This is a genomic window from Bacillus sp. S71, from assembly GCF_016625265.1.
Classification (GTDB): Bacteria; Bacillota; Bacilli; order Bacillales; family Bacillaceae_G; genus Bacillus_A; species Bacillus_A cereus.
The window spans coordinates 135,878-156,517 of sequence record NZ_JACVUW010000006.1 but is presented as its reverse complement, the minus strand read 5'-3'; the positions used below and the strand labels follow the sequence as shown (position 1 = coordinate 156,517).

The following is a 20,640-nucleotide window of genomic DNA, read 5'->3' as shown; positions in this document are numbered from 1 at the left end:
TGTAAGGAGATTCCACAAAAGAAATACTTAATTGGATTAGAAGTGAGAGAAGGATGAGTAGAAATGGAATCTCCTATAGATTAAATCTTGTTTATTCTTTTCTCCAATAAACGCCAAATACATCAATTTTAGTAATAGGGGCTTTTAAATTTCGTTGCTGTCTAAAGTCTGTCACAGCCTCAGCGCATGGTGGTAGCCCGTAGTCATCGATAATTATATAGCCACCTTTAGAAACTTTATCATATAAGTTCATGAGACCATCCATGGTGGATTCGTACATATCACCATCAAGCCGTGCAATTGCTATTTTTTCAATTGGTGCTGTTGGTAAAGTATCTTTAAACCAACCTTTTAAAAATTTCACTTGATCATTTAGTAAATCATATTTTTTGAAATTCTCTTGTACTTGTTCTAAAGAGACGCGTAAGTAATCGAATGTGTGTAAATAATCACCGTAATCTTTTGGATATTGTTCTAGATTCGGTGCTGGCAAACCTTCAAATGAATCTGCAACCCACACATTACGATCCGTAATGTTGTTTGCTTGTAAAAAACCATTCATAAAAATGCATGATCCTCCGCGCCATACACCTGTTTCAATAAAATCACCTTCTATATTTTCACGAACAACGGTTTCCATTGCCTCTTGTAATTGGTTCATACGTTCTCGACCAATCATGCTATGTGCTGCTCTTGGCCAATCCATTCCATCATGACGTTCACTTTTTGAAACATTTGGTTTTACAATTTTTAAGTTATGGTTTTCGGCATATTGCTTAATGAATAAAGGGAGAGGGACTGTAACTGGTTCGAATTCTAGTTCTTTCGAAATATGTAGAGATGCGGGTAAGTATGCCTCATATTCTAACCATATTTCAAATAAAATTGTCTTTTTTAGCAATTCGAGATAAAGCTGAACAGCAGATTTACTTTCCATATTTGTGCCTCCTGCAAAATGTCATACAACAATATGATTATGTAGGTACCGAATGTTTCATGATTGAATTTGAAATTGAAAAAAGCAGTAAAACTGATATCAGTTTTACTGCTAAGTAAAAATTAAGCAACTTTTTCAATAATAATAGATGCACTCGTGCCAAGAGCTAATGATAGCCCAAGCCCTGTAACAATTACTTCAACTAATGATGGAGTTGTCGTAATTTGCGTAATTGCTTGAATAACGATAGGTGCTCCGAGTGAGATTAAACTCGATCCAGTACCTGGTACAGGTACTCCATTCACTTGAATTGTAAGACCTCCTAATAGACTTACTGTTGCAGTGTTAGCGATAACAGTAATTTTATAGAATCCAGTTTCACTAATTACGAAAGTATCAGCATCTAATTGAGAAATTGCTGTACCAAACTGAGATCCAACAGTATTAAATGGTACTGGATCATTAATTCCTAGATCTAAAGAAATCCCACCGGAGTTAAATGCGTATAGTCCTGCTGGAAGTCCTAGTCCTGATGGGCCAGTCGGTCCAGTCGGTCCAGTAGCCCCAGTCGGCCCCGTAGGTCCAGTAGCTCCAGTGTCACCAGTCGGCCCCGTAGGTCCAGTAGCCCCAGTGTCACCAGTCGGCCCCGTAGGTCCAGTAGTCCCAGTGTCACCAGTCGGTCCAGTCGGTCCAGTCGGTCCAGTCGGTCCAGTTGGCCCAGTCGGCCCAGTCGGCCCCGTCGGTCCAGTTGGCCCGGTAGGTACAGTCGGCCCCGTAGGTCCAGTCGGTCCAGTTGGCCCGGTCGGCCCAGTCGGAAGGGTAAACGGTGGTATCGGTGGTAATGTAGGTCCTACAAGATTAGGGTCAAATGCACTAGCTGATAAAGATTCATCGGGATTTAATCCATTTGAATAATTATTATTTGACATAAATTCACCTCCATAAAGCGTTCATTATATAGTAGATGCAAAACCGAAAGAAAATGACACGGACATTTGAATTATTGAAAAGAAATCTTAAACTACTTGAACAATTTAAAAAAATGGAAAGTTTAGTATATGTATAACATATGATTGATTTGGAAGAGGGTGATTATGTTGAACAAGCAAGGAATTACAATTAGTCTATGTATGATTGTTCGAGATGAGGAGGAGACAATAGCCCGTTGTTTAGACACAGTTGAAAAAATTGTGGATGAAATTATAGTGGTTGATACAGGTTCCGTCGATCGAACGAAAGAAATCGTAGAGAAATACACTTCTAACATATATGATTTCCAGTGGATTGATGATTTTGCAGCAGCAAGAAATTTTTCTTTTTCAAAAGCGACGCAAGAGTATATATTGTGGCTAGATGCAGATGACGTCTTATTAGAAGATGCTCAAGAAGCATTGAAATTTTTAAAAAGAGAATTAGATTCTAAAATTGATGCTGTTTCGATGCTTTATCATCTTGCAATGGATTCTAACGGGAAACCTTTATATTGTACAAAAAGAAATCGACTTGTAAAGCGTGAAAAACAATTTCAATGGTTTGGAAAGGTTCATGAGTATTTAGCTATTTCTGGTGAGGTTTTTAGTAGTAATGTTGCTATTACACATAAAAAAGAAAAAAAAGTAACAGATCGTAATTTGAAAATTTTTCAAAATACTGTAGCTGCAGGTGAAGAATTGAGTCCGAGAGATTTATTTTATTACGCAAATGAATCTACGGATAACCAAAAATATGATGATGCAGTTCTTCTATATGAAACATTTCTTAATCAAGACGAAGGATGGTATGAAGAAAAAATTTATGCATGTGGTAAGCTAGGAGATTGCTATGCGAAGCTCGGAATGTGGGAGAAGGCAATCGAATCTTGTGTGAAGTCGTTTCGGTATGACGTCCCTAGAGGAGAGAATTGTACAAGAATAGGATATATATATATGGAACAAGAAAAATATAATGAAGCGATATTTTGGTTTAAACTTGCTACGGAAGTACCAATGGCAACGGAAAGCCCTTTCCATAGTCCAGCTAGCTACACATGGCTACCCTATTTACAAATGTGTATTTGTTATAGCAGGTTAGGGGAGCAGGATAAAGCGTATTATTACAATGAATTAGCAGCTTCTTATGTTCCGAATAATGCTGCAATTGAATATAACCGTAAATATTTTCGGGGGGTTTTTGATAAACCATATAAAGTGTAATAAGTTTCGTTTTTTAGAAATGATGTATCTTTATTCTAACTCTAATAGATTGGTTATATATTAGAGTATCGGTAACGTAACCAATATAGATAAAAGATTTTATAATGCTATTTGTAGGCTAATAATCAGCGGGGGATGAACAAAATCTGCACTTTATAGAATTCATATGAGATTTATATTTCTAATTCAATTTGCATAAGGAGTGTGTGAAATGAATCGCGAAAAAAGTTCTTTATATGAAGAAAAATCCGAGCATTATTATAATGCAGCGAATCCGAATTTATTAAAGCATATAAAAAAGGAATGGAAAGAAGTTCTTGATATTGGTTGCTCGAGCGGTGCATTGGGAGCAGCTATTAAAGAAAATGGTACACGTGTATCAGGAATTGAGGCATTTCCAGAGGCGGCAGAAAAAGCGAAAGAAAGACTAGATCATGTTATTTTAGGGGATATAGAAAAAATAGATCTTCCTTATGAGGAGGGGCAATTTGATTGCGTCATATTTGGGGATGTATTAGAGCATTTATTTGATCCGTGGGCTGTAATAGAAAAAGTAAAGCCATATATAAAGCAAAATGGTGTGATTTTAGCAAGTATACCAAACGTTGCTCATATTTCAGTATTAGCTCCCTTACTTGCCGGAAACTGGACGTATACAGAATATGGTTTATTAGATAAAACACATATTCGTTTTTTTACATTTAATGAAATGCTAAGAATGTTTTTAAAAGCAGGATATGTTATTAGTAAAGTAGATCGTGTATATGTTGATCATAAAATGTATGAACCACTTATTGAGGAGTTATATGGAATTTGTAAAAAATATCGTCTTGGAAGTGGCTTCATGGCTGAGACAGTTGTATTTCAGTATATTATTGAAGCTGAAAAATCACAATTATGAGTGCTGCAGACAAAACAATATTATTTGTTACATGTATAAATGATCGGAAATTGTATGCAAACTGCGTGCGACATATATTGCAATTGTTAGTACCGCCAGGATATATTGTCCAATTTATGCCGATTCGAAATGCGAAAAGTATGACGAGTGGATACAATCAAGCCATTTCACATCCTGCGAAGTATAAAGTGTATATACATCAAGATGTTTTTATTATAAATAGGGCTTTTTTATACGGATTACTTCAATTATTTGAGGAACATGAACACCTTGGGATGATTGGGATGGTTGGAGCGCAATATGTTCCTCCGACTGGTGTATGGAACGAAGGGCGTGGAATTGTAGGGAAGGTCATTGGTTATATGAATGATTTGTTTTATATGGCAAGTTTAGAACAACCGTATCATGAATCAAAAACATTTATTCCTGTAGAATGTATTGACGGTTTATTAATGGCGACACAATATGATGTTCCATGGCGAGAAGACATATTTGACGGATTTGATTTTTATGATGTATCTCAATCGTTTGAATTTAAAAAAGCAGGATATACAGTCGGTGTGCCTGTACAGCGCGATGCTTGGTGTATCCATTATCATTTTGATGTGAATATGACGAACTATGAAAAGTATCGAAAAATATTTGTGGAACACTATATGTCAGATGTAAATAAGGAAGAATAAAAGGGGGGACAAAAATGAAAGATCATACAATATTAGTCGTTGTTTGTGTAAATAATGAGGAGCTTTTCGAACAATGTGAGAGCCAAATAAGAAACATTTTTGTTCCCCCTGGTTATGTCGTGCAAATTTTTCCGATACGAGATGCGCAAAGTATGGCAAGTGCATACAACCGAGCCCTTTCATATCCAGCGAAATACAAAGTGTATATACATCAAGATACATATCTTATTAATCGAGACATGTTTTCTACACTTATATCTCTTTTTAAAGAAAATGAAAAGCTTGGTTTAATAGGAGTCGCTGGGGCTCAGTTTTTACCGAATAACGGGATATGGTGGGAAGGAAAAAATTTAGTAGGGAAAGTGATTGAGTATAGAAGACAGAATTATCAATTATTAAATTTAGATCAGGTTTTTTATGGTAATCAACCATTTTTGTCAGTTCAGGCAATTGATGGTTTATTCATGGCAACGCAGTATGATATTCCGTGGCGAGAAGATTTGTTTCAAGGGTTTCACTTTTATGATGTGTCACAGTCTTTAGAGTTTCAAAGGGCTGGTTATTTAATCGGTATCCCAAATCAAGCAAATTTATGGTGTATTCATTACAACGGGGATGAGTTTGATGCGGATACATATGAGAAGTACCGGAAAGTGTTTGTAGAACATTACAAAGATATATTATCTCCATCATAAAGGAGAGATGCAAAGTGAAAGGAATTATTTTAGCAGGTGGTACTGGATCGAGATTATATCCAATAACGAAAGTAACGAATAAACATTTACTTCCTGTTGGTCGGTATCCGATGATTTATCATGCGGTATATAAGCTAAAACAATGCGATATTACAGATATTATGATTATTACAGGTAAAGAGCATATGGGGGATGTCGTTAGCTTTTTAGGGAGTGGTCATGAATTTGGAGTGTCCTTTACGTATCGTGTGCAAGATAAAGCGGGCGGGATCGCACAGGCGTTAGGGCTTTGTGAAGATTTCGTCGGGAATGATCGTATGGTAGTTATATTAGGGGATAATATTTTTTCAGATGATATTCTTCCGTATGTTGAAGAGTTTGCAAATCAAAAAGAAGGTGCGAAAGTGCTATTGCAATCTGTAGAAGATCCCGAAAGATTTGGCGTAGCACATATTCAAAACCGAAAAATAGTTGAAATTGAAGAAAAGCCGAAAGAGCCGAAAAGTTCTTATGCGGTTACGGGAATTTATTTGTATGATTCGAAAGTCTTTTCTTATATTAAAGAATTAAAACCTTCTGCACGGGGAGAACTTGAAATTACAGATATAAATAATTGGTATTTAAAACGAGGGGTACTTACTTATAATGAAATGAGCGGCTGGTGGACTGATGCGGGAACTCATGCTTCGCTTCAAAAGGCGAATACGTTAGCACGGGGTATTAATTTTGGGAAACAGTTTAACGGAGAATAGGTGAGAATATGAAAGTTGTAGAAACAAATTTTACCGATGCAAAATTGTTAGAACCGAGGTTGTTTGGAGACGAGCGTGGCTTTTTTTCAGAGAGCTATAATAAGCAGGTGCTAGAAACATTAGGGATAACGTATTCATTTGTACAGGATAACGTATCTTATTCGGCTAAGGCAGGAACGATTCGGGGACTACACTTTCAAAAAAAACCGAAAGCACAAACGAAACTCATTCAAGTTATGCAAGGGGCAATTTATGATGTTATCGTTGATTTACGAAAAAAATCACCAACATTTAAACAATGGAAAGGATATATTTTAAGTGCAGATAACCATCGGCAGTTACTAGTGCCAAAAGGATTTGCGCATGGATTTTGCACGCTTGTCCCGCATACTATCGTTATGTATAAAGTAGATGAATATTATAGCGCAAAGCACGACTCTGGATTACTTTGGGAAGATAAAGATTTAGCAATTCCTTGGCCAGTAACAGATCCTATATTGTCCGATAAGGATCAGATATTGCCATTACTAGAGGAATATGAAGATAGTTTTTAAGTAGGAGAGTTGTTTATGAATATATTAGTAACAGGTGGGGCTGGATTTATTGGAAGTAATTTCGTTCATTACATGCTACAAAGTTATGAATCATATAAAATTATTAATTACGATGCATTAACATATAGCGGGAATTTAAATAACGTAAAATCTCTTCAGAATCACCCGAATTACTCTTTTGTAAAAGGAGAAATTCAAAATGGAGAGCTGTTAGAATACGTTATAAAAGAGCGAGACGTACAAGTGATTGTAAATTTTGCAGCTGAATCACATGTGGACCGTAGTATTGAAAATCCGATTCCTTTTTATGATACAAATGTAATTGGGACGGTCACTTTATTAGAACTAGTTAAAAAATATTCGCATATAAAACTTGTGCAAGTATCAACGGATGAAGTGTATGGCTCTTTAGGGAAAACAGGGAAGTTTACAGAGACAACGCCGTTAGCTCCAAATAGTCCATATTCTTCAAGTAAGGCGAGCGCGGACATGATAGCTTTATCTTACTATAAAACATATCAATTACCGGTTATAGTAACGCGTTGTTCTAACAATTATGGACCGTACCAGTATCCCGAAAAATTAATTCCGTTAATGGTTACGAATGCACTGGAAGGAAAAAAACTACCGTTATATGGTGATGGTTTAAATGTAAGAGATTGGTTACATGTAACAGATCATTGCAGTGCGATTGACGTTGTTTTGCATAAGGGACGTGTAGGAGAAGTATATAATATAGGTGGAAATAATGAAAAAACAAATGTAGAAGTTGTGGAACAAATTATTACTCTTTTAGGAAAAACAAAAAAAGACATTGAATATGTTACAGATCGTTTAGGACACGATCGTCGTTATGCGATTGATGCAGAGAAAATGAAGAATGAATTTGATTGGGAACCGAAATATACGTTTGAACAAGGATTACAAGAGACGGTGAAATGGTATGAAAAGAATAAGGAATGGTGGAAACCACTAAAAGACCAGTAAGGGGCATGTTACATGAAAGAGAGGGTTATCATAACAGGAGCAAACGGCCAATTAGGAAAGCAACTATTTGAAGAGTTAAACTCTGAAGAATATGATATATATCCATTTGATAAAAAGTTATTAGATGTGACAAATATATCCCGAATACAACAAGTAGTACAAGAAATAAAACCACATATAATTATTCATTGTGCTGCCTATACGAAAGTAGATCATGCGGAGAAAGAACAGGATCTTGCATATAGAATAAATGCAATCGGAGCTAGAAATGTAGCGGTTGCTTCACAATTAGTAGGGGCGAAGCTAGTTTATATTAGTACTGATTATGTATTTCAAGGCGCTAGACCAGATGGATACGACGAATTTCATAGTCCAGCGCCGATAAATATATATGGAGCCTCTAAGTATGCGGGGGAGCAGTTCGTCAAAGAGTTACATAATAAATATTTTATCGTTCGCACATCGTGGCTATATGGTAAATATGGAAATAATTTCGTGAAAACGATGATGCGATTAGGAAAAGAAAGAGATGAAATATCTGTTGTAGCGGATCAAGTTGGCTCGCCTACGTATGTGGCGGATTTAAATATGGTTATTAATAAGCTCATTCATACTTCTTTATACGGTACATACCACGTATCAAACAGAGGCTCATGCTCTTGGTTTGAATTTGCACAAAAGATATTTTCGTATGCAAATATGAAAGTGAATGTATTACCTGTTTCAACGGAAGAATTCGGGGCTGCAGCTGCGAGGCCCAAATATTCTATTTTTCAACACAACATGCTACGATTAAATGGTTTTTCACAAATGCCTTCTTGGGAAGAAGGATTAGAGCGGTTTTTTATAGAAACCAAAAGTCATTAACAAATTTCTGTTAATGACTTTTTTGTTTGCCTTTAAGCGGTTTTATGGTACTATAATTATAGTATCAGGTACTAATAACAAGTATAAGTATTTCTGGGAGGATATATCATGGAACTATTACAAGGGAAAACATTTGTTGTTATGGGCGTTGCGAACCAAAGAAGTATTGCATGGGGAATTGCTCGCTCTTTGCATAATGCAGGTGCAAAATTAATATTCACATATGCAGGAGAACGTTTAGAAAGAAACGTTCGTGAATTAGCGGACACATTAGAAGGACAAGAATCACTTGTATTACCTTGTGATGTAACGAATGATGAGGAACTTACAGCTTGCTTTGAAACAATTAAACAAGAAGTAGGTACTATTCACGGTGTAGCACATTGTATTGCTTTTGCAAATCGCGATGACTTAAAAGGTGAATTTGTAGATACTTCTCGCGATGGATTTTTACTTGCACAAAATATTAGTGCATTCTCTTTAACAGCTGTAGCAAGAGAAGCGAAGAAAGTAATGACAGAAGGCGGAAATATTTTAACGTTAACATACCTTGGCGGCGAGCGCGTTGTGAAAAATTATAACGTTATGGGTGTTGCGAAAGCTTCATTAGAAGCGAGCGTGAAATATTTAGCGAACGATTTAGGTCAACATGGTATTCGCGTCAACGCTATTTCTGCAGGACCAATTCGTACGTTATCTGCAAAAGGTGTAGGCGATTTCAACTCAATCTTAAGAGAAATTGAGGAGCGCGCACCACTTCGTCGTACAACAACTCCAGAAGAAGTTGGCGATACAGCAGTATTCCTATTCAGTGATTTAGCACGTGGAGTAACAGGAGAAAACATTCACGTTGATTCAGGGTATCATATCCTAGGATAAATATAATATTAATTTTTAAAGGACAATCTCTAAATGCTGAGATTGTCCTTTTTATTTGTTCTGAGAAAGAACGATTTTTAACGAAAGTTCTTACCACGTGATGAATATAACTATAATAGTACACGATTTATTCAGCTACGTATGGAAGTGGGAGGGACGAGTGTGAAGAATAAAAATAAAAGTTCAACAGTTGGAAAACCGTTGTTATATATCACGCAAGTAAGTTTAGAACTTACTGCACCGAAAATAAAAAGGATTATCCTGACAAACTTTGAAAATGAAGATCAAAAAGAGCAAAGTGATAGACAAGAAAATATTGTAAGCAGTGCTGTGGAAGAGGTAATAGAGCAAGAACAACAAGAAGAGCAACAAGTGGAAGAAAAAATAGAAGAGGAAAAAGAAGAACACGCAGAACAAGAAGAGCAAGAAGAGCAAGAACAACAAGAACCAGTAAGAACTGTCCCGTATAATAAATCATTTAAGGATATGAATAATGATGAAAAAATTCATTTTTTATTAAACCGCCCTCATTATATTCCGAAAGTAAGGTGCAGAATAAAAACAACTACAGTTTCTTATGTTGGATCGATCATATCGTATCGTAATGGCATTGTATCTATTATGCCGCAAAATAGTATGAGAGATATTAGGTTGTCTATAGATGATATCCAATCGATTAGTATGGCTGGCTTTTAAATATGTAAAGGTGGTAGAAAGCTTCTACCACCCCAATAGTTTTTTAGTTTACTTAACGATAGAAACGTCGCGTAAGCATTGAATCGCACAGAAACAGCTTAAATCAACAGTAATGCAAGTAGTTGTAGATATTAATCTTGCATTTGGTACAGCTAAAAACGTACAAATTGGATCGTCACCAGGTGGTACCGGAGAACTGTCACCTAAAACTACAGTTAATACACGTAGTACAGCACAGCTATCGTCATCTACACTTTCCACACGGAAAATTGGAGATCGGCAGCTAGTAAGGCTTGCAGATGGTGCGAATGCTTCAAAAGGTTCTCCAGTTTTTGTGTATAAAATAAAAGGGCGTGTATTAGCTACTGATGCAGTATTGTGTGCACCTAAGAATGGGATTTCACAACCAGATCCACATGTTGTTGTAGAACAATCTTGTAATTCATTGATGAATTTTACAACGTCAACTACACAATGAGAAGAGCCATGGTGTTTATTTTCGTTACAACTCATTAATGTCACTCCTTATCTTCTTGTTTGTATTTACATTAATAAGATATTGGAGTCGAGGAGATTTGGTCACAATCTCAAGACCTTTTTTTTTAAATAGGCGAAAGAGGATAAGGGAAGGTGGAATTATGCTGTTTACAAGCTGGCTTTTATTTTTTATTTTTGCGTTAGCTGCTTTTAGGCTCACTCGTTTAATTGTATATGATAAAATAACAGCCTTTTTGCGAAGACCATTTATTGATGAATTAGAGATTACGGAGCCGGATGGAAGTGTATCAACGTTTACAAAAGTAAAAGGTAATGGATTAAGAAAGTGGATTGGCGAATTATTAAGCTGTTATTGGTGTACAGGTGTATGGGTTAGTGCTTTTTTATTAGTTTTATATAATTGGATTCCTATCGTTGCGGAGCCGTTACTTGCATTATTAGCCATTGCAGGAGCAGCGGCAATCATTGAAACAATTACAGGATATTTTATGGGAGAATAATATATTTTCATAATACGAGAAAAAGCGGAGTTTAAAAGAATGAGGGAACGGAAATAAAGAGTTGTTCATATAGTAAATAGACAGAATTGACAGTAGAGGAGATGTTTGCTGTGAGCAATAATCCAAGGCAAAATTCATATGACCTGCAGCAGTGGTATCATATACAGCAACAACACCAAGCACAACAACAGGCATATCAAGAACAATTACAACAACAAGGATTTGTGAAGAAAAAGGGATGCAATTGTGGGAAAAAGAAGAACGCAATAAAACAATATGAAGAATGAAACACTCATGCTACTGTGAGTGTTTTTTATTATATATAAAAAGCGGTATTTCTGTATTAGAAATACCGCTTTTTACTAACTAATTTGTGCAACTGTTAATGCTGCTGCGCGGATGTCTACAGTTCCAATTAACTGAACTGGCACAATTTGAATTAAGTCACCAGGATTTAAGTTAATAAGAATAACCCCACTGGATACGTCTACTTCACCAGTACCAATAACGTTAGAACGAACTGCTGTACCTGATCCAGGAATAATGTTAGCTGGTGTACCTAATGATAAGAAGAAACGACCAGCTTCTGGTGCAACAGGTGAGTTATCAAGACTAATTGTTAATGTATAACTGATTTGATAAATACCAGCTCGTAGAATTCGAATGCCATCTCCGACACTTACTGTATCGTTGATTACAGGAACAGTAATATTTGGATTTGGACTTACGCTAGGTAATAGTAGTGGTGTAAATAGTGAAGCGAACTGAGGTGCAGAAGCATTGAAAGCAAAACCAAAGGCAGGTAGTGTACTAGCTGGCTTCGCCTCGCAATCAATTTTAGTAAATTCGCAATCAGAAGAGAACATGTTTTTCACTCCTTTATCTGTTTCTACTTTCAGTTAATGAAAAGGACAGGTTCTATGTTCTAGACAAGTTCCCAATTTTAAGAAATTTACATAATAATACTCTTTAAGCATGGATTGGGTGGCAGAATTATCTGCCACCCAATCCATGCTTAACTCATTATTTAGTTTTATATAGAAACATCGCGTAAGCATTGAATAGCGCAGAAGCAACTTAAATCAACAGTAAGACAAGTGGAGGTTGATATTAGTCTTGCGTTTGGTACAGCTAAAAACGTACAGATTGGGTCGTCACCAGGTGGTACAGCGGTACCATCACCTAAAACTACAGTTAATACACGTAATACAGCACAGTCATCATCATCTATACTTTCTACGCGGAAAATAGGAGATCGGCAACTAGTAAGGCTTGAAGATGGTGCGAATGCTTCAAAAGGTTCTCCAGTTTTTGTGTATAAAATAAAAGGACGTGTATTCGCTACTGATGCATTGTTATGTGCACCTAAAAATGGAACTTCGCAACCAGATCCACATGTTGTCGTTGCACATTCTTGTAGTTCATGTATAAAACGAACAACATTCGATACACAGTTGAAATCACACTCATGTTGATGATCTTCATTACAATTGCAGCTCATTATGTTCACTCCTTCTCGTGAGTTCTGACATACACTATTACAATATGAGTGGGATATGGTTGATATTACGTTAATTCTTATGATAAAAACAAGGAATTTATATAGAAGGGATGTACATAACGCATTATAAAAAAAGACATCCTTATTTAGTGGATGTCTTTTCAGGTAAATCTTTTCGCACAGTATATAAAAAACGAGATATATCTAATTTCTTTCCTCTGAAAAATTGCGGAGAAGAAATGTAAAGTTCTTCTTTCGCACGTGTAATGGCGACATAAAGTAATCGGCGTTCTTCTTCTAACGCTTCAGAAGTTTCCGTAACACGATCATTTGCATCTTTTAAAGAAGAAGTATGCGGCAGGATCCCATCACTCGCTCCAAGTAAAAAGACACACGGAAATTCAAGGCCTTTTGCGTTATGAATTGACATAAGTGAAACGGCATCTTTTTGCGGCATTGTTTTTAATGCTTCCATTTCTTTTTGACCTTGAATCGCTTCGTCAATAAATTGTAAATAAGCTGGAATATCGGTGAAACGAGTTGCAGACTCCATTAATTCTTCCAACATTTCTTCTTGTATGTCTTTATGCATCGTAAAGGAAGAACGATCGTTACTTTGTAAGTACTCTAAATATTTTCCTTTACCATGAATGATTTCTTTTAATGCTTTTTTCGGTTCTAATTCTTTAATAAATTTAATAAAATCAATACGCTCATTTACCTTTTTCACTTGAAAAGGTTTTAAGCTCGGATTTAATAATAAGAAATGAAGAAGAGAAGGAAAACGGCCTTCACCATATTTCCATTGTTCACGCTCAATAAATGAAATACAATCATCACGTCCGATATACATCGTCGGCAATATGTTTGAAAGTGATTCTAGTCGAAACGGCTCAATCACGAGTCTTAAATGATCTAATACAGGCTTAATTAAAGAATGTTCATAAAATGATTGGCTCGCCCCGTGTTTAATAAACGGGATTTTATGAATGGTAAGCTGATCAAGTAACGAACGGCTTACAGAATGTGTGCGATACAGTAAACAAAAATCTTTATAGTTTCGTTCACCGCTATCCACTTTTTCTTGAATGAGCTGTAAAATTTGATTTGCTTCATCAAGAGTCGTAGCAGGTCTTGCATAAAAAGGTTGTACACCTTCCTCACGAACGGAGTATAGCTCTTTATCAAAACGTTCTTGATTTAATTTTATAACTTCATTTCCAAGCCCGACGATAAAGGGATTGGATCGATAATTCGTATTTAGTGCAATAATTGTTGTGTTATCAAATTCTTTTGGAAAAGATAAAATAATTTGGTGACTTGCCCCTCGCCAGCCATAGATAGCTTGATCATCATCACCTGCGATGAACAAATTATTTCTTGGCGAAGCTAACAATTTTACAATTTCATATTGTGCATACGATGTATCTTGAAACTCATCTACTTCAATGTAGTGAAAACGTTGTTGTAATTGAGTTAGTAAAGGAGCATTATTTTCTAACATATAATATGTTTCCAATAAGATGTCATCGAAATCAATATAATTGTATCGTTGTTTTACTTCTTCAAAACGTTCATATACTTCTTTAAATTCTTGTTCCACTGGTGTTTTTGCTTTTACATCTTTCGGACGATTTAATTTGTTTTTCTCAAGTGAAATCATCGCGAGTATCGTTTCCGCATCATAATCGTCTTTTAAACGCAATTCTTTTAAGATTTTCTTTATCATAATTTGTTTATGTTTTTCATTTGCTAAAATTTGCTGATTATACCCTTGACTACGAAGCAATTTTAAGAAAACAGAGTGGAATGTACCAGCAACAACATAGCTACTTGCTGCATGATTCATACCTGGTAACTTCGCAACACGACTTCGGATTTCTTCAGCTGCTTTTTGTGTAAATGTAAGTAATAAAATATTTCGTGGATGAACTTGTTTTACATTTACTAAATAACCAACGCGAGTTGTTAAAACAGATGTTTTCCCGCTTCCAGCACCAGCTAGTGTGAGAACAGGACCTTCTGTTGTGCGCACGGCTTCTAATTGTTTTTCGTTTAAAAAAACATTTTGTTGTTCGAGAGCGCGGAAATAAGCCGCATCTACATCTTCTTCCATAATTAAATGGGTAGATGTTTTCGGAATATGATATGTCGCACGCGGAATATCAGCGTGTGTTAACGATTTTTGTGAAAATTTTTCTTGTGTCATATGTTCACCTTCAAAACTATAGCATCAACATTTAACTTTAGCGGAAGAAAAAGAAAATAGCAATGTAAAAAACAGGAGGGGTCACCTCCTGCTTTCAAATTACAATTCTTTTATCATTACGACGTGCGGGATATTTGCTTCCATAAATACATCAGAACTCGTTACATAGCCAAGTTTTTTATAGAAATCTTCAGCATGTGTTTGAGCATGAAGTTTCAATTTTGGTAGCGAATTTTCTTTTGCATACGCTTCAAGCGCATCCATAACAATTTTTCCGATACCTTTTTTACGATGGGAACCTAGCACGCAAATGCGTTCCATTTTCCCTATACCATCAAGGGTGCGAAAACGTCCAGCACCAACTGGAACATCATTGTCATATATAACAACGTGTGTTGAAGTTTCTTCAAACTCATCGTACTCTTCTTCAGCAGAGACACGTTGTTCATTTACAAACACTTGTTTACGTACAGAGAATGCATCTCTTAGTTGTTCGTCCGTTTGTACAATCTGTGCGTGCAAATTAGTTGTTCCCCTTTCCAAGGTGGAATGTTTCGTGTACAGTCCATGTTCCATTTTCTAATTGATATAGAAGATGGAAACGATCAATTGGTTGTTCATAATAGAAATCTTTCATACGTAATCGACCCAATACATCAGCATGCTCTGCATCTGATAAGCCTTGTCCGATTGTTAAGTGAGGTACGAAAGCATATTCGCGTTCTTGTGTGAATAACCCGCCATGCATTTCTTCATTTAAGAAAGTAAGTTCAGGTGTTTTTTCTACTTTAAAATAAAGGACGTTATTAACAGGTGCGAATGAACCAACTTTCCCAACATGAAGGGTGAAAGGATTCGTTTTACCTGCGATTGTATGTAGCTCGTTTACAATCGATTCTAATTGTTCATCTTGCGTCTCAAAGGGTGTTTTCAATGTAATATGTGGCGGAACTAATGCGTAGTGCGGGTCATAACGCTTACGCAATCCGTTCGCTTTATCTTGAATCATTTTAGATGGAAAAATTACAATGCCTAATTTCATGTTCCAATTCCTCCCTTTGTAAGTCTAGTTAGATTTTGAGATAAATAAATCTCTTTATCTATTATATCAAATTATTCTGAATACTGCTCTCTATTATTTCATTGATAGAATATGAGAGAAGGCTTTCGGTAAATCAGTTTGCCAATATTTCCAAGTATGATTACCTTCAAACTCCTCGTAATGCGTAATGAAATTTCTATCTGTGAGAAGTGTATTTAACTCACGGTTTGGTTCTACGAAATCAGATACTTGTCCATCAGTACGCTTTACAGCCGTTTCTTCTGTACCAATGACGTGATACAGTTCTAATGCTTGTGGATCTTTGAAGTCTTTTGCTAAGTTCATCACTGTCTCATCCACAAATGGTGATTGCATAACGACTTTACCGAATGTATGCGGATACATAAGTGCAGTCATAAAGGAAACTGTTCCGCCAAGAGAATCACCAATTAAAACACGACCTTTTCCCATTTGGTACGTTGGATAATTTTCATCAATATATGGTGCAAGTTCATGAGCAAGGAAACGAATATATGCAGCATTTTTTACTTCATTTGGGAAATATTTTTCTTTACGATCCTGTACATTTTTATATGGAATACCGACAATAATTGTACGGTCAATTTCTTCAGTTTCACGAAGGCGCTCAATTACACGGTGCGCTTTACCAAGCTGAAAATAATCTCTACCATCTTGTGCAATTACAACTGTATGTTTGTGCAGTGGTGTGTAATTTACTGGCAAATAAACGAGAAGCGTAACGTCTTCTTGAAGTGATGCGCTATAAAATGAAATTTCTTCAATTCTCCCTATTGTTTGACTCATGTAGATCCCCCTAAATAAAAATTTACTGTAACGATTGTAAGAGCGACGCTTGTAGTGAAAAAGGAAATAAATATTCACTAATTGGTGCCTTAATTTCTATTTTACCATAATGGTACGAAGAATCTAAAAAATTAGTATTTAAGTTACGAAAGAAAACGGATATAATGAAGTGGGATTTTTGACAGGTGAGAGGGGAGACAGGATTTGAAACAAGAAAAATCAATCGCACTACCATTGGCTATTTCTATAATTGCTATTTCCTTTGCAGCAGTTTTTGTAAAGATGTCCTCAGCACCATCTTCAATATTAAGTATGTACCGCTTATGGATTATCGTACTTATTATGCTGCCTATCGTATGGAAAAAAAGAGAGGAATTTAATAGGATTCAAATGAAAGATTGGGGCTTTTTAATTGGATCTGGTTTCTTTTTAGCACTTCATTTTCTTTTATGGTTTGAATCTTTAAAGCATACAACAGTTGCTAGTTCAACAATTATTTTGGCACTTCAACCGATCGTATCTTTAGTTGGAGGTTTTTTTCTGTTCAAAGAAAGAACAACATATTCAGCCATTGCAACGATGGGAATCGCTATTCTAGGCGTAATGTGCATTGGTTGGGGAGATTTAGGTTTAAGTAAGCAAGCAATTTATGGAGACATATTATCCTTTCTAAGTGTAATAGCAGTTGTCGGTTATTTATTTATCGGGCAAACGACAGTAAAGAAAGTATCACACTGGATTTATAGCTTTACAGTCTTTGCATTCGCAGGTCTTTTTATGGGGATTTATAATGTCATATTGCAAGTACCCTTTACAGGTTATACGAAGTGGGATTGGACCGTTTTTCTTTTACTTGCGGTTGTGCCGACAGTGTCACATGTAATTAATAACTGGCTATTAAATTATGTAAATGCAACGACAATTTCAATGAGTATTTTAGGAGAACCTGTTGGAGCATCTATACTTGCGTTCTTCTTACTTGGAGAAAAATTAAATGCAATGCAAATTATCGGTAGCATGCTCGTATTGTTTGGTGTATCTGTTTTCTTACTGCAGCAACAAAAGCGAACATCAAAAAATGTCGTAAACGAGCCGGTGTATACACAGGAATTATAGTGTTAGGGGAGAAAAGAGAAGTTGTGATACTTCTCTTTTTTTTTTAGAAATACGAGCGTAGAAGGGGGAGGGAAATGGAGTTTCCATCAAAAAAAGATACATGGTTATATCCAATTTTTTTTATTGTTTTGGGTGCTTGTTTTGCACCAATTTTTGTAGGGAGAGAATATTTTCTTTTGCTTTTTACAATTCCATTAGCAATGTTGTTTAGCTGGAGTTGTTTTTTGGCAAAATATATTGCCCGGGAAGAAATAATTACGATTAGATCGGGTCTCGTTACAAAACGTATTTTTATACGAGATATAAAACAAATTTCAAATACGAAAAATCCAATAGCAGCCCATGCATTATCATTTGACCGACTTGAAATTGTTTACGATACACATAAAACAGAAATTATTTCTCCAAGAAATAAAGAACAATTCATTAATCTTGTAAAAAGTAAAAACTCAAATATTGAAATCAAGTAAAAGAGTGGCTACAAAGCCACTCTTTTACTTTGGATTTGTCATATAAGGTTGTACATGAATGACACATAGGTCACGGAATTTGCCTTCAGCAGTTGTGACAATTACGACTGCTCTACCTGCGCTTTTTCCAGTAATTGTCACGATGTCGCCTTTTGGATATATGGTGATGATATCAGAATTCATATTTGACCAAATAAGCTCTTTATGCGTTGCTTGTATTGGCAAAATGGAAGCTGATAACACAATGTTTTGTCCCGTTTTTATTTTTAATTTATGTTTTTCCATATGAACACCGATGACTGAAATAACAGAAGGAGCAATTGAAATTTTAGGCGGGTTAGGTTGCATGTTTAAACAAGACGCAGAAGTATTTGTGATAGGTGAAAATTTTCGTGTTTGTTGTTGCTGGAAAGCTGCTAACATGTTGGAGTCCCCTTTCTGTATAAGTGCTGATACTCATACTATAAAGGAGTAGTGTTATGTTAAATTTAACGAAACATAAAGAATTTGTTAAATTTGATAAGAAGATTGTCGAACTGTAAAAAATCTCTGCTGTTACGATAACAGCAGAGATTTTTTTATAAATTATGACGATGTTGTTTTTCGAAATCCTCAAATTGCTCTTCAACTTCTTTTGAAGGTTGTGTTAGTAAACTAACAATTACGATGGCTAGTAAACTAATAGCGAAACCTGGAATCATTTCATATAAGAAATCTTTTAAGAATTTGAATTGAGTCCATATAATAACAGTAGCGGCACCAGAAATCATACCAGCAAGCGCGCCCCATTTCGTCATACGTTTCCAATATAAGCTTAATAAAATAGCAGGTCCAAATGAAGAACCAAAACCAGCCCAAGCGTACCCAACAAGAGCTAAAATCGTATCATTTTGTTTAAACGCTAAAGCGCACCCAACTAAGGCAATAACAAGCACAGCCATACGACCGACAAATACAAGTTCTTTATCAGATGCAGAACGTTTGAAGAATGTACGATATAAGTCTTCCGTTACGGCACTAGAAGTAACGAGTAACTGAGATGAGATTGTACTCATGATCGCTGCTAAAATAGCGGCTAATAAAAATCCAGTAATAAGTGGGTGGAATAAAATTTTTCCAAGTTCAAGGAAAATTGTTTCTGGGTTAGATAATGTTAACTCTTGTTGTGAATAGTAAGCAATACCAATAAGACCAGTAAACATAGCTCCAACAACAGAGAAAATCATCCAGCTCATACCAATTCTTCGTGCACTTTTAAGTTCTTTTACAGAAGAAATTGCCATAAAGCGTACGATAATATGAGGTTGTCCGACATAACCAAGGCCCCATGCGAATAGAGAAATCATTCCTAAAGTAGAGGCACCTTTAAAAATATCTAGACGTGTTGGATCTACAGATCGAATTGTATCAAATGCAGGTCCAAGTCCGTTCGAATTCATAATTGTTACGATAGGAACAAGAATAAGAGCGACTACCATAATGATTCCTTGTACGAAGTCTGTCCAACTTACTGCTAAGAAACCACCAAATAATGTGTAAGCGACAACAACGCCTGCAACAATGAATAATCCAACATGATAGTTCATGCCAAATGAATTTTCAAATAATACAGCGCCTGAAACTAATCCTGAAGCTACATAAAAAGTAAAGAAAATCATAATAACAAGTCCGGATACTAAGCGTAGCATATGAGATTTGTCGTGGAAACGGTGTTCCAAAAATTCTGGAATAGTAATAGAGTTGCTTGCAATTTCTGAGTAGGTACGTAAGCGAGGAGCGACATAAAGCCAGTTTGCATATGCGCCTAGTGTTAGGCCGATCGCAATCCAACTACTACTTAATCCAACGCTAAACATTGCACCGGGTAATCCCATTAAAAGCCAACCACTCATATCGGATGCTCCAGCACTTAATGCTGTTACTGCGGGGCCTAGTGTACGCCCGCCAAGCATATAATCTGTTAAGTTGGACGTTCGTTTGTAGGCGAAATAGCCGATTACTAACATCCCGAGCATGTAAATAGAGATAGAAGTTAAAGTTAACATCTGCGTACTCATGTAGTTCCCCTTTCTTTTGTCAGGTCTTTTGATGCGTTATGCATATTTATCCCGCATTAACGGGCAGTAAAACCCCCACCTTAAAATTGGCTGGGCAAGGAAGTTAGGTGGGAGATCAACTGTCCGAAAATGCCCGATTGGTTCAACTAATAATCAGTGGGGATGAATCCCCTCTACTGATTAAAGTTTCACTTTATAATCTATCATGATTATTCTGAAAAATCCATATAGAAATACGAATTTTCAGAAATGTAAGCGTTTTTTGATGTCATTTTACTT

The 20,640-nt window shown here is 36.1% G+C and carries 25 protein-coding genes; 14 read left to right on the top strand and 11 right to left on the bottom strand.

Annotated features, from left to right (window positions below):
* Nucleotides 1-91 precede the first annotated feature (91 nt).
* Together IBT51_RS15930 and IBT51_RS15925 are read right to left on the bottom strand one after the other, a co-directional pair.
* Entirely contained in the window at nt 92-937 is an 846-nt protein-coding gene (locus IBT51_RS15930; protein ID WP_197242092.1) for a TylF/MycF family methyltransferase, read from the bottom strand.
* A gap of 122 nt (nt 938-1,059) precedes the next feature.
* Entirely contained in the window at nt 1,060-1,866 is an 807-nt protein-coding gene (locus IBT51_RS15925; protein WP_200458416.1) for a BclA C-terminal domain-containing protein, read from the bottom strand.
* Between the two features lie 165 nt (nt 1,867-2,031).
* Between IBT51_RS15925 and IBT51_RS15920 the strand changes: the two genes are divergently transcribed.
* The 10 genes from IBT51_RS15920 to IBT51_RS15875 all read left to right on the top strand — a co-directional run bounded on the left by IBT51_RS15920 (nt 2,032) and on the right by IBT51_RS15875 (nt 10,143).
* Nucleotides 2,032-3,129 (top strand): glycosyltransferase, encoded by a 1,098-nt coding sequence (locus tag IBT51_RS15920; RefSeq protein ID WP_200458415.1) that lies wholly within the window; start codon nt 2,032-2,034, stop codon nt 3,127-3,129.
* A gap of 211 nt (nt 3,130-3,340) precedes the next feature.
* Nucleotides 3,341-4,030, top strand: coding sequence for a class I SAM-dependent methyltransferase (locus tag IBT51_RS15915; protein ID WP_001078431.1), 690 nt, complete (start codon nt 3,341-3,343; stop codon nt 4,028-4,030).
* Nucleotides 4,027-4,713, top strand: coding sequence for a glycosyltransferase family protein (locus tag IBT51_RS15910; RefSeq protein WP_053565007.1), 687 nt, complete (start codon nt 4,027-4,029; stop codon nt 4,711-4,713). The genes IBT51_RS15915 and IBT51_RS15910 overlap by 4 nt, the downstream gene beginning before the upstream one ends.
* 14 nt (nt 4,714-4,727) lie before the next feature.
* Complete coding sequence (locus tag IBT51_RS15905) at nt 4,728-5,408, top strand: glycosyltransferase family protein (protein WP_064532918.1); 681 nt, start codon at nt 4,728-4,730, stop codon at nt 5,406-5,408.
* A 14-nt stretch (nt 5,409-5,422) separates the two neighbouring features.
* Nucleotides 5,423-6,160 carry a sugar phosphate nucleotidyltransferase gene (locus IBT51_RS15900; protein ID WP_053565006.1) on the top strand — a complete coding sequence of 246 codons (738 nt, stop codon included), beginning with the start codon at nt 5,423-5,425 and terminating at the stop codon, nt 6,158-6,160.
* Nucleotides 6,161-6,168: 8 nt separating this feature from the next.
* The gene (gene rfbC / locus IBT51_RS15895; protein WP_000869417.1) at nt 6,169-6,714 is read left to right on the top strand and encodes a dTDP-4-dehydrorhamnose 3,5-epimerase; all 546 of its coding nucleotides are present in this window, start codon (nt 6,169-6,171) and stop codon (nt 6,712-6,714) included.
* 15 nt (nt 6,715-6,729) lie between these two features.
* Complete coding sequence (gene rfbB / locus IBT51_RS15890; RefSeq protein ID WP_064532919.1) at nt 6,730-7,701, top strand: dTDP-glucose 4,6-dehydratase; 972 nt, start codon at nt 6,730-6,732, stop codon at nt 7,699-7,701.
* Nucleotides 7,702-7,713: 12 nt separating this feature from the next.
* Nucleotides 7,714-8,568 carry a dTDP-4-dehydrorhamnose reductase gene (rfbD, locus tag IBT51_RS15885; RefSeq protein ID WP_000664659.1) on the top strand — a complete coding sequence of 285 codons (855 nt, stop codon included), beginning with the start codon at nt 7,714-7,716 and terminating at the stop codon, nt 8,566-8,568.
* A 108-nt stretch (nt 8,569-8,676) separates the two neighbouring features.
* Nucleotides 8,677-9,447, top strand: coding sequence for an enoyl-ACP reductase FabI (gene fabI / locus IBT51_RS15880; protein WP_000421885.1), 771 nt, complete (start codon nt 8,677-8,679; stop codon nt 9,445-9,447).
* Nucleotides 9,448-9,588: 141 nt separating this feature from the next.
* Nucleotides 9,589-10,143: a spore coat CotO family protein gene (locus IBT51_RS15875; protein WP_083984292.1), complete on the top strand. Its 555-nt coding sequence runs from the start codon at nt 9,589-9,591 to the stop codon at nt 10,141-10,143.
* Nucleotides 10,144-10,191: 48 nt separating this feature from the next.
* Here the strand turns inward: IBT51_RS15875 and exsY are convergent, their stop codons facing one another.
* Nucleotides 10,192-10,656: an exosporium assembly protein ExsY gene (gene exsY, locus IBT51_RS15870; RefSeq protein WP_001277740.1), complete on the bottom strand. Its 465-nt coding sequence runs from the start codon at nt 10,654-10,656 to the stop codon at nt 10,192-10,194.
* 125 nt (nt 10,657-10,781) lie between these two features.
* Here exsY and IBT51_RS15865 point away from each other — a divergent pair, with 125 nt between their 5' ends.
* Together IBT51_RS15865 and IBT51_RS15860 are read left to right on the top strand one after the other, a co-directional pair.
* Entirely contained in the window at nt 10,782-11,141 is a 360-nt protein-coding gene (locus tag IBT51_RS15865) for a DUF1360 domain-containing protein (RefSeq protein WP_000899664.1), read from the top strand.
* A gap of 101 nt (nt 11,142-11,242) precedes the next feature.
* The gene (locus tag IBT51_RS15860; RefSeq protein ID WP_023521433.1) at nt 11,243-11,428 is read left to right on the top strand and encodes a hypothetical protein; all 186 of its coding nucleotides are present in this window, start codon (nt 11,243-11,245) and stop codon (nt 11,426-11,428) included.
* Between the two features lie 75 nt (nt 11,429-11,503).
* On the opposite strand, the gene exsF is transcribed toward IBT51_RS15860, so the two are convergent.
* From exsF to IBT51_RS15830, 6 genes are all read right to left on the bottom strand, one after another.
* On the bottom strand, nt 11,504-12,007 hold the full coding sequence (gene exsF, locus IBT51_RS15855) for an exosporium protein ExsF (protein WP_053565003.1): 504 nt from the start codon (nt 12,005-12,007) through the stop codon (nt 11,504-11,506).
* Nucleotides 12,008-12,174: 167 nt separating this feature from the next.
* Nucleotides 12,175-12,642: a spore coat protein CotY gene (gene cotY / locus IBT51_RS15850; RefSeq protein WP_016082445.1), complete on the bottom strand. Its 468-nt coding sequence runs from the start codon at nt 12,640-12,642 to the stop codon at nt 12,175-12,177.
* Nucleotides 12,643-12,784: 142 nt separating this feature from the next.
* The gene (locus tag IBT51_RS15845) at nt 12,785-14,851 is read right to left on the bottom strand and encodes an ATP-dependent helicase (RefSeq protein ID WP_053565002.1); all 2,067 of its coding nucleotides are present in this window, start codon (nt 14,849-14,851) and stop codon (nt 12,785-12,787) included.
* 99 nt (nt 14,852-14,950) lie between these two features.
* Complete coding sequence (locus tag IBT51_RS15840; RefSeq protein ID WP_000543305.1) at nt 14,951-15,373, bottom strand: GNAT family N-acetyltransferase; 423 nt, start codon at nt 15,371-15,373, stop codon at nt 14,951-14,953.
* 1 nt (nt 15,374) lies between these two features.
* Entirely contained in the window at nt 15,375-15,893 is a 519-nt protein-coding gene (locus IBT51_RS15835) for a YjcG family protein (protein ID WP_000765871.1), read from the bottom strand.
* Nucleotides 15,894-15,986: 93 nt separating this feature from the next.
* Nucleotides 15,987-16,718 carry an alpha/beta hydrolase gene (locus IBT51_RS15830; RefSeq protein WP_053565000.1) on the bottom strand — a complete coding sequence of 244 codons (732 nt, stop codon included), beginning with the start codon at nt 16,716-16,718 and terminating at the stop codon, nt 15,987-15,989.
* Between the two features lie 204 nt (nt 16,719-16,922).
* Here IBT51_RS15830 and IBT51_RS15825 point away from each other — a divergent pair, with 204 nt between their 5' ends.
* Together IBT51_RS15825 and IBT51_RS15820 are read left to right on the top strand one after the other, a co-directional pair.
* Nucleotides 16,923-17,834 carry a DMT family transporter gene (locus IBT51_RS15825; protein WP_016082441.1) on the top strand — a complete coding sequence of 304 codons (912 nt, stop codon included), beginning with the start codon at nt 16,923-16,925 and terminating at the stop codon, nt 17,832-17,834.
* A gap of 74 nt (nt 17,835-17,908) precedes the next feature.
* Complete coding sequence (locus IBT51_RS15820; protein WP_078401513.1) at nt 17,909-18,304, top strand: PH domain-containing protein; 396 nt, start codon at nt 17,909-17,911, stop codon at nt 18,302-18,304.
* Nucleotides 18,305-18,328: 24 nt separating this feature from the next.
* Here the strand turns inward: IBT51_RS15820 and IBT51_RS15815 are convergent, their stop codons facing one another.
* Entirely contained in the window at nt 18,329-18,727 is a 399-nt protein-coding gene (locus IBT51_RS15815) for an Ig-like domain-containing protein (RefSeq protein ID WP_200458414.1), read from the bottom strand.
* Nucleotides 18,728-18,882: 155 nt separating this feature from the next.
* Entirely contained in the window at nt 18,883-20,361 is a 1,479-nt protein-coding gene (putP, locus tag IBT51_RS15810; RefSeq protein ID WP_053564997.1) for a sodium/proline symporter PutP, read from the bottom strand.
* Nucleotides 20,362-20,640 lie beyond the last annotated feature (279 nt).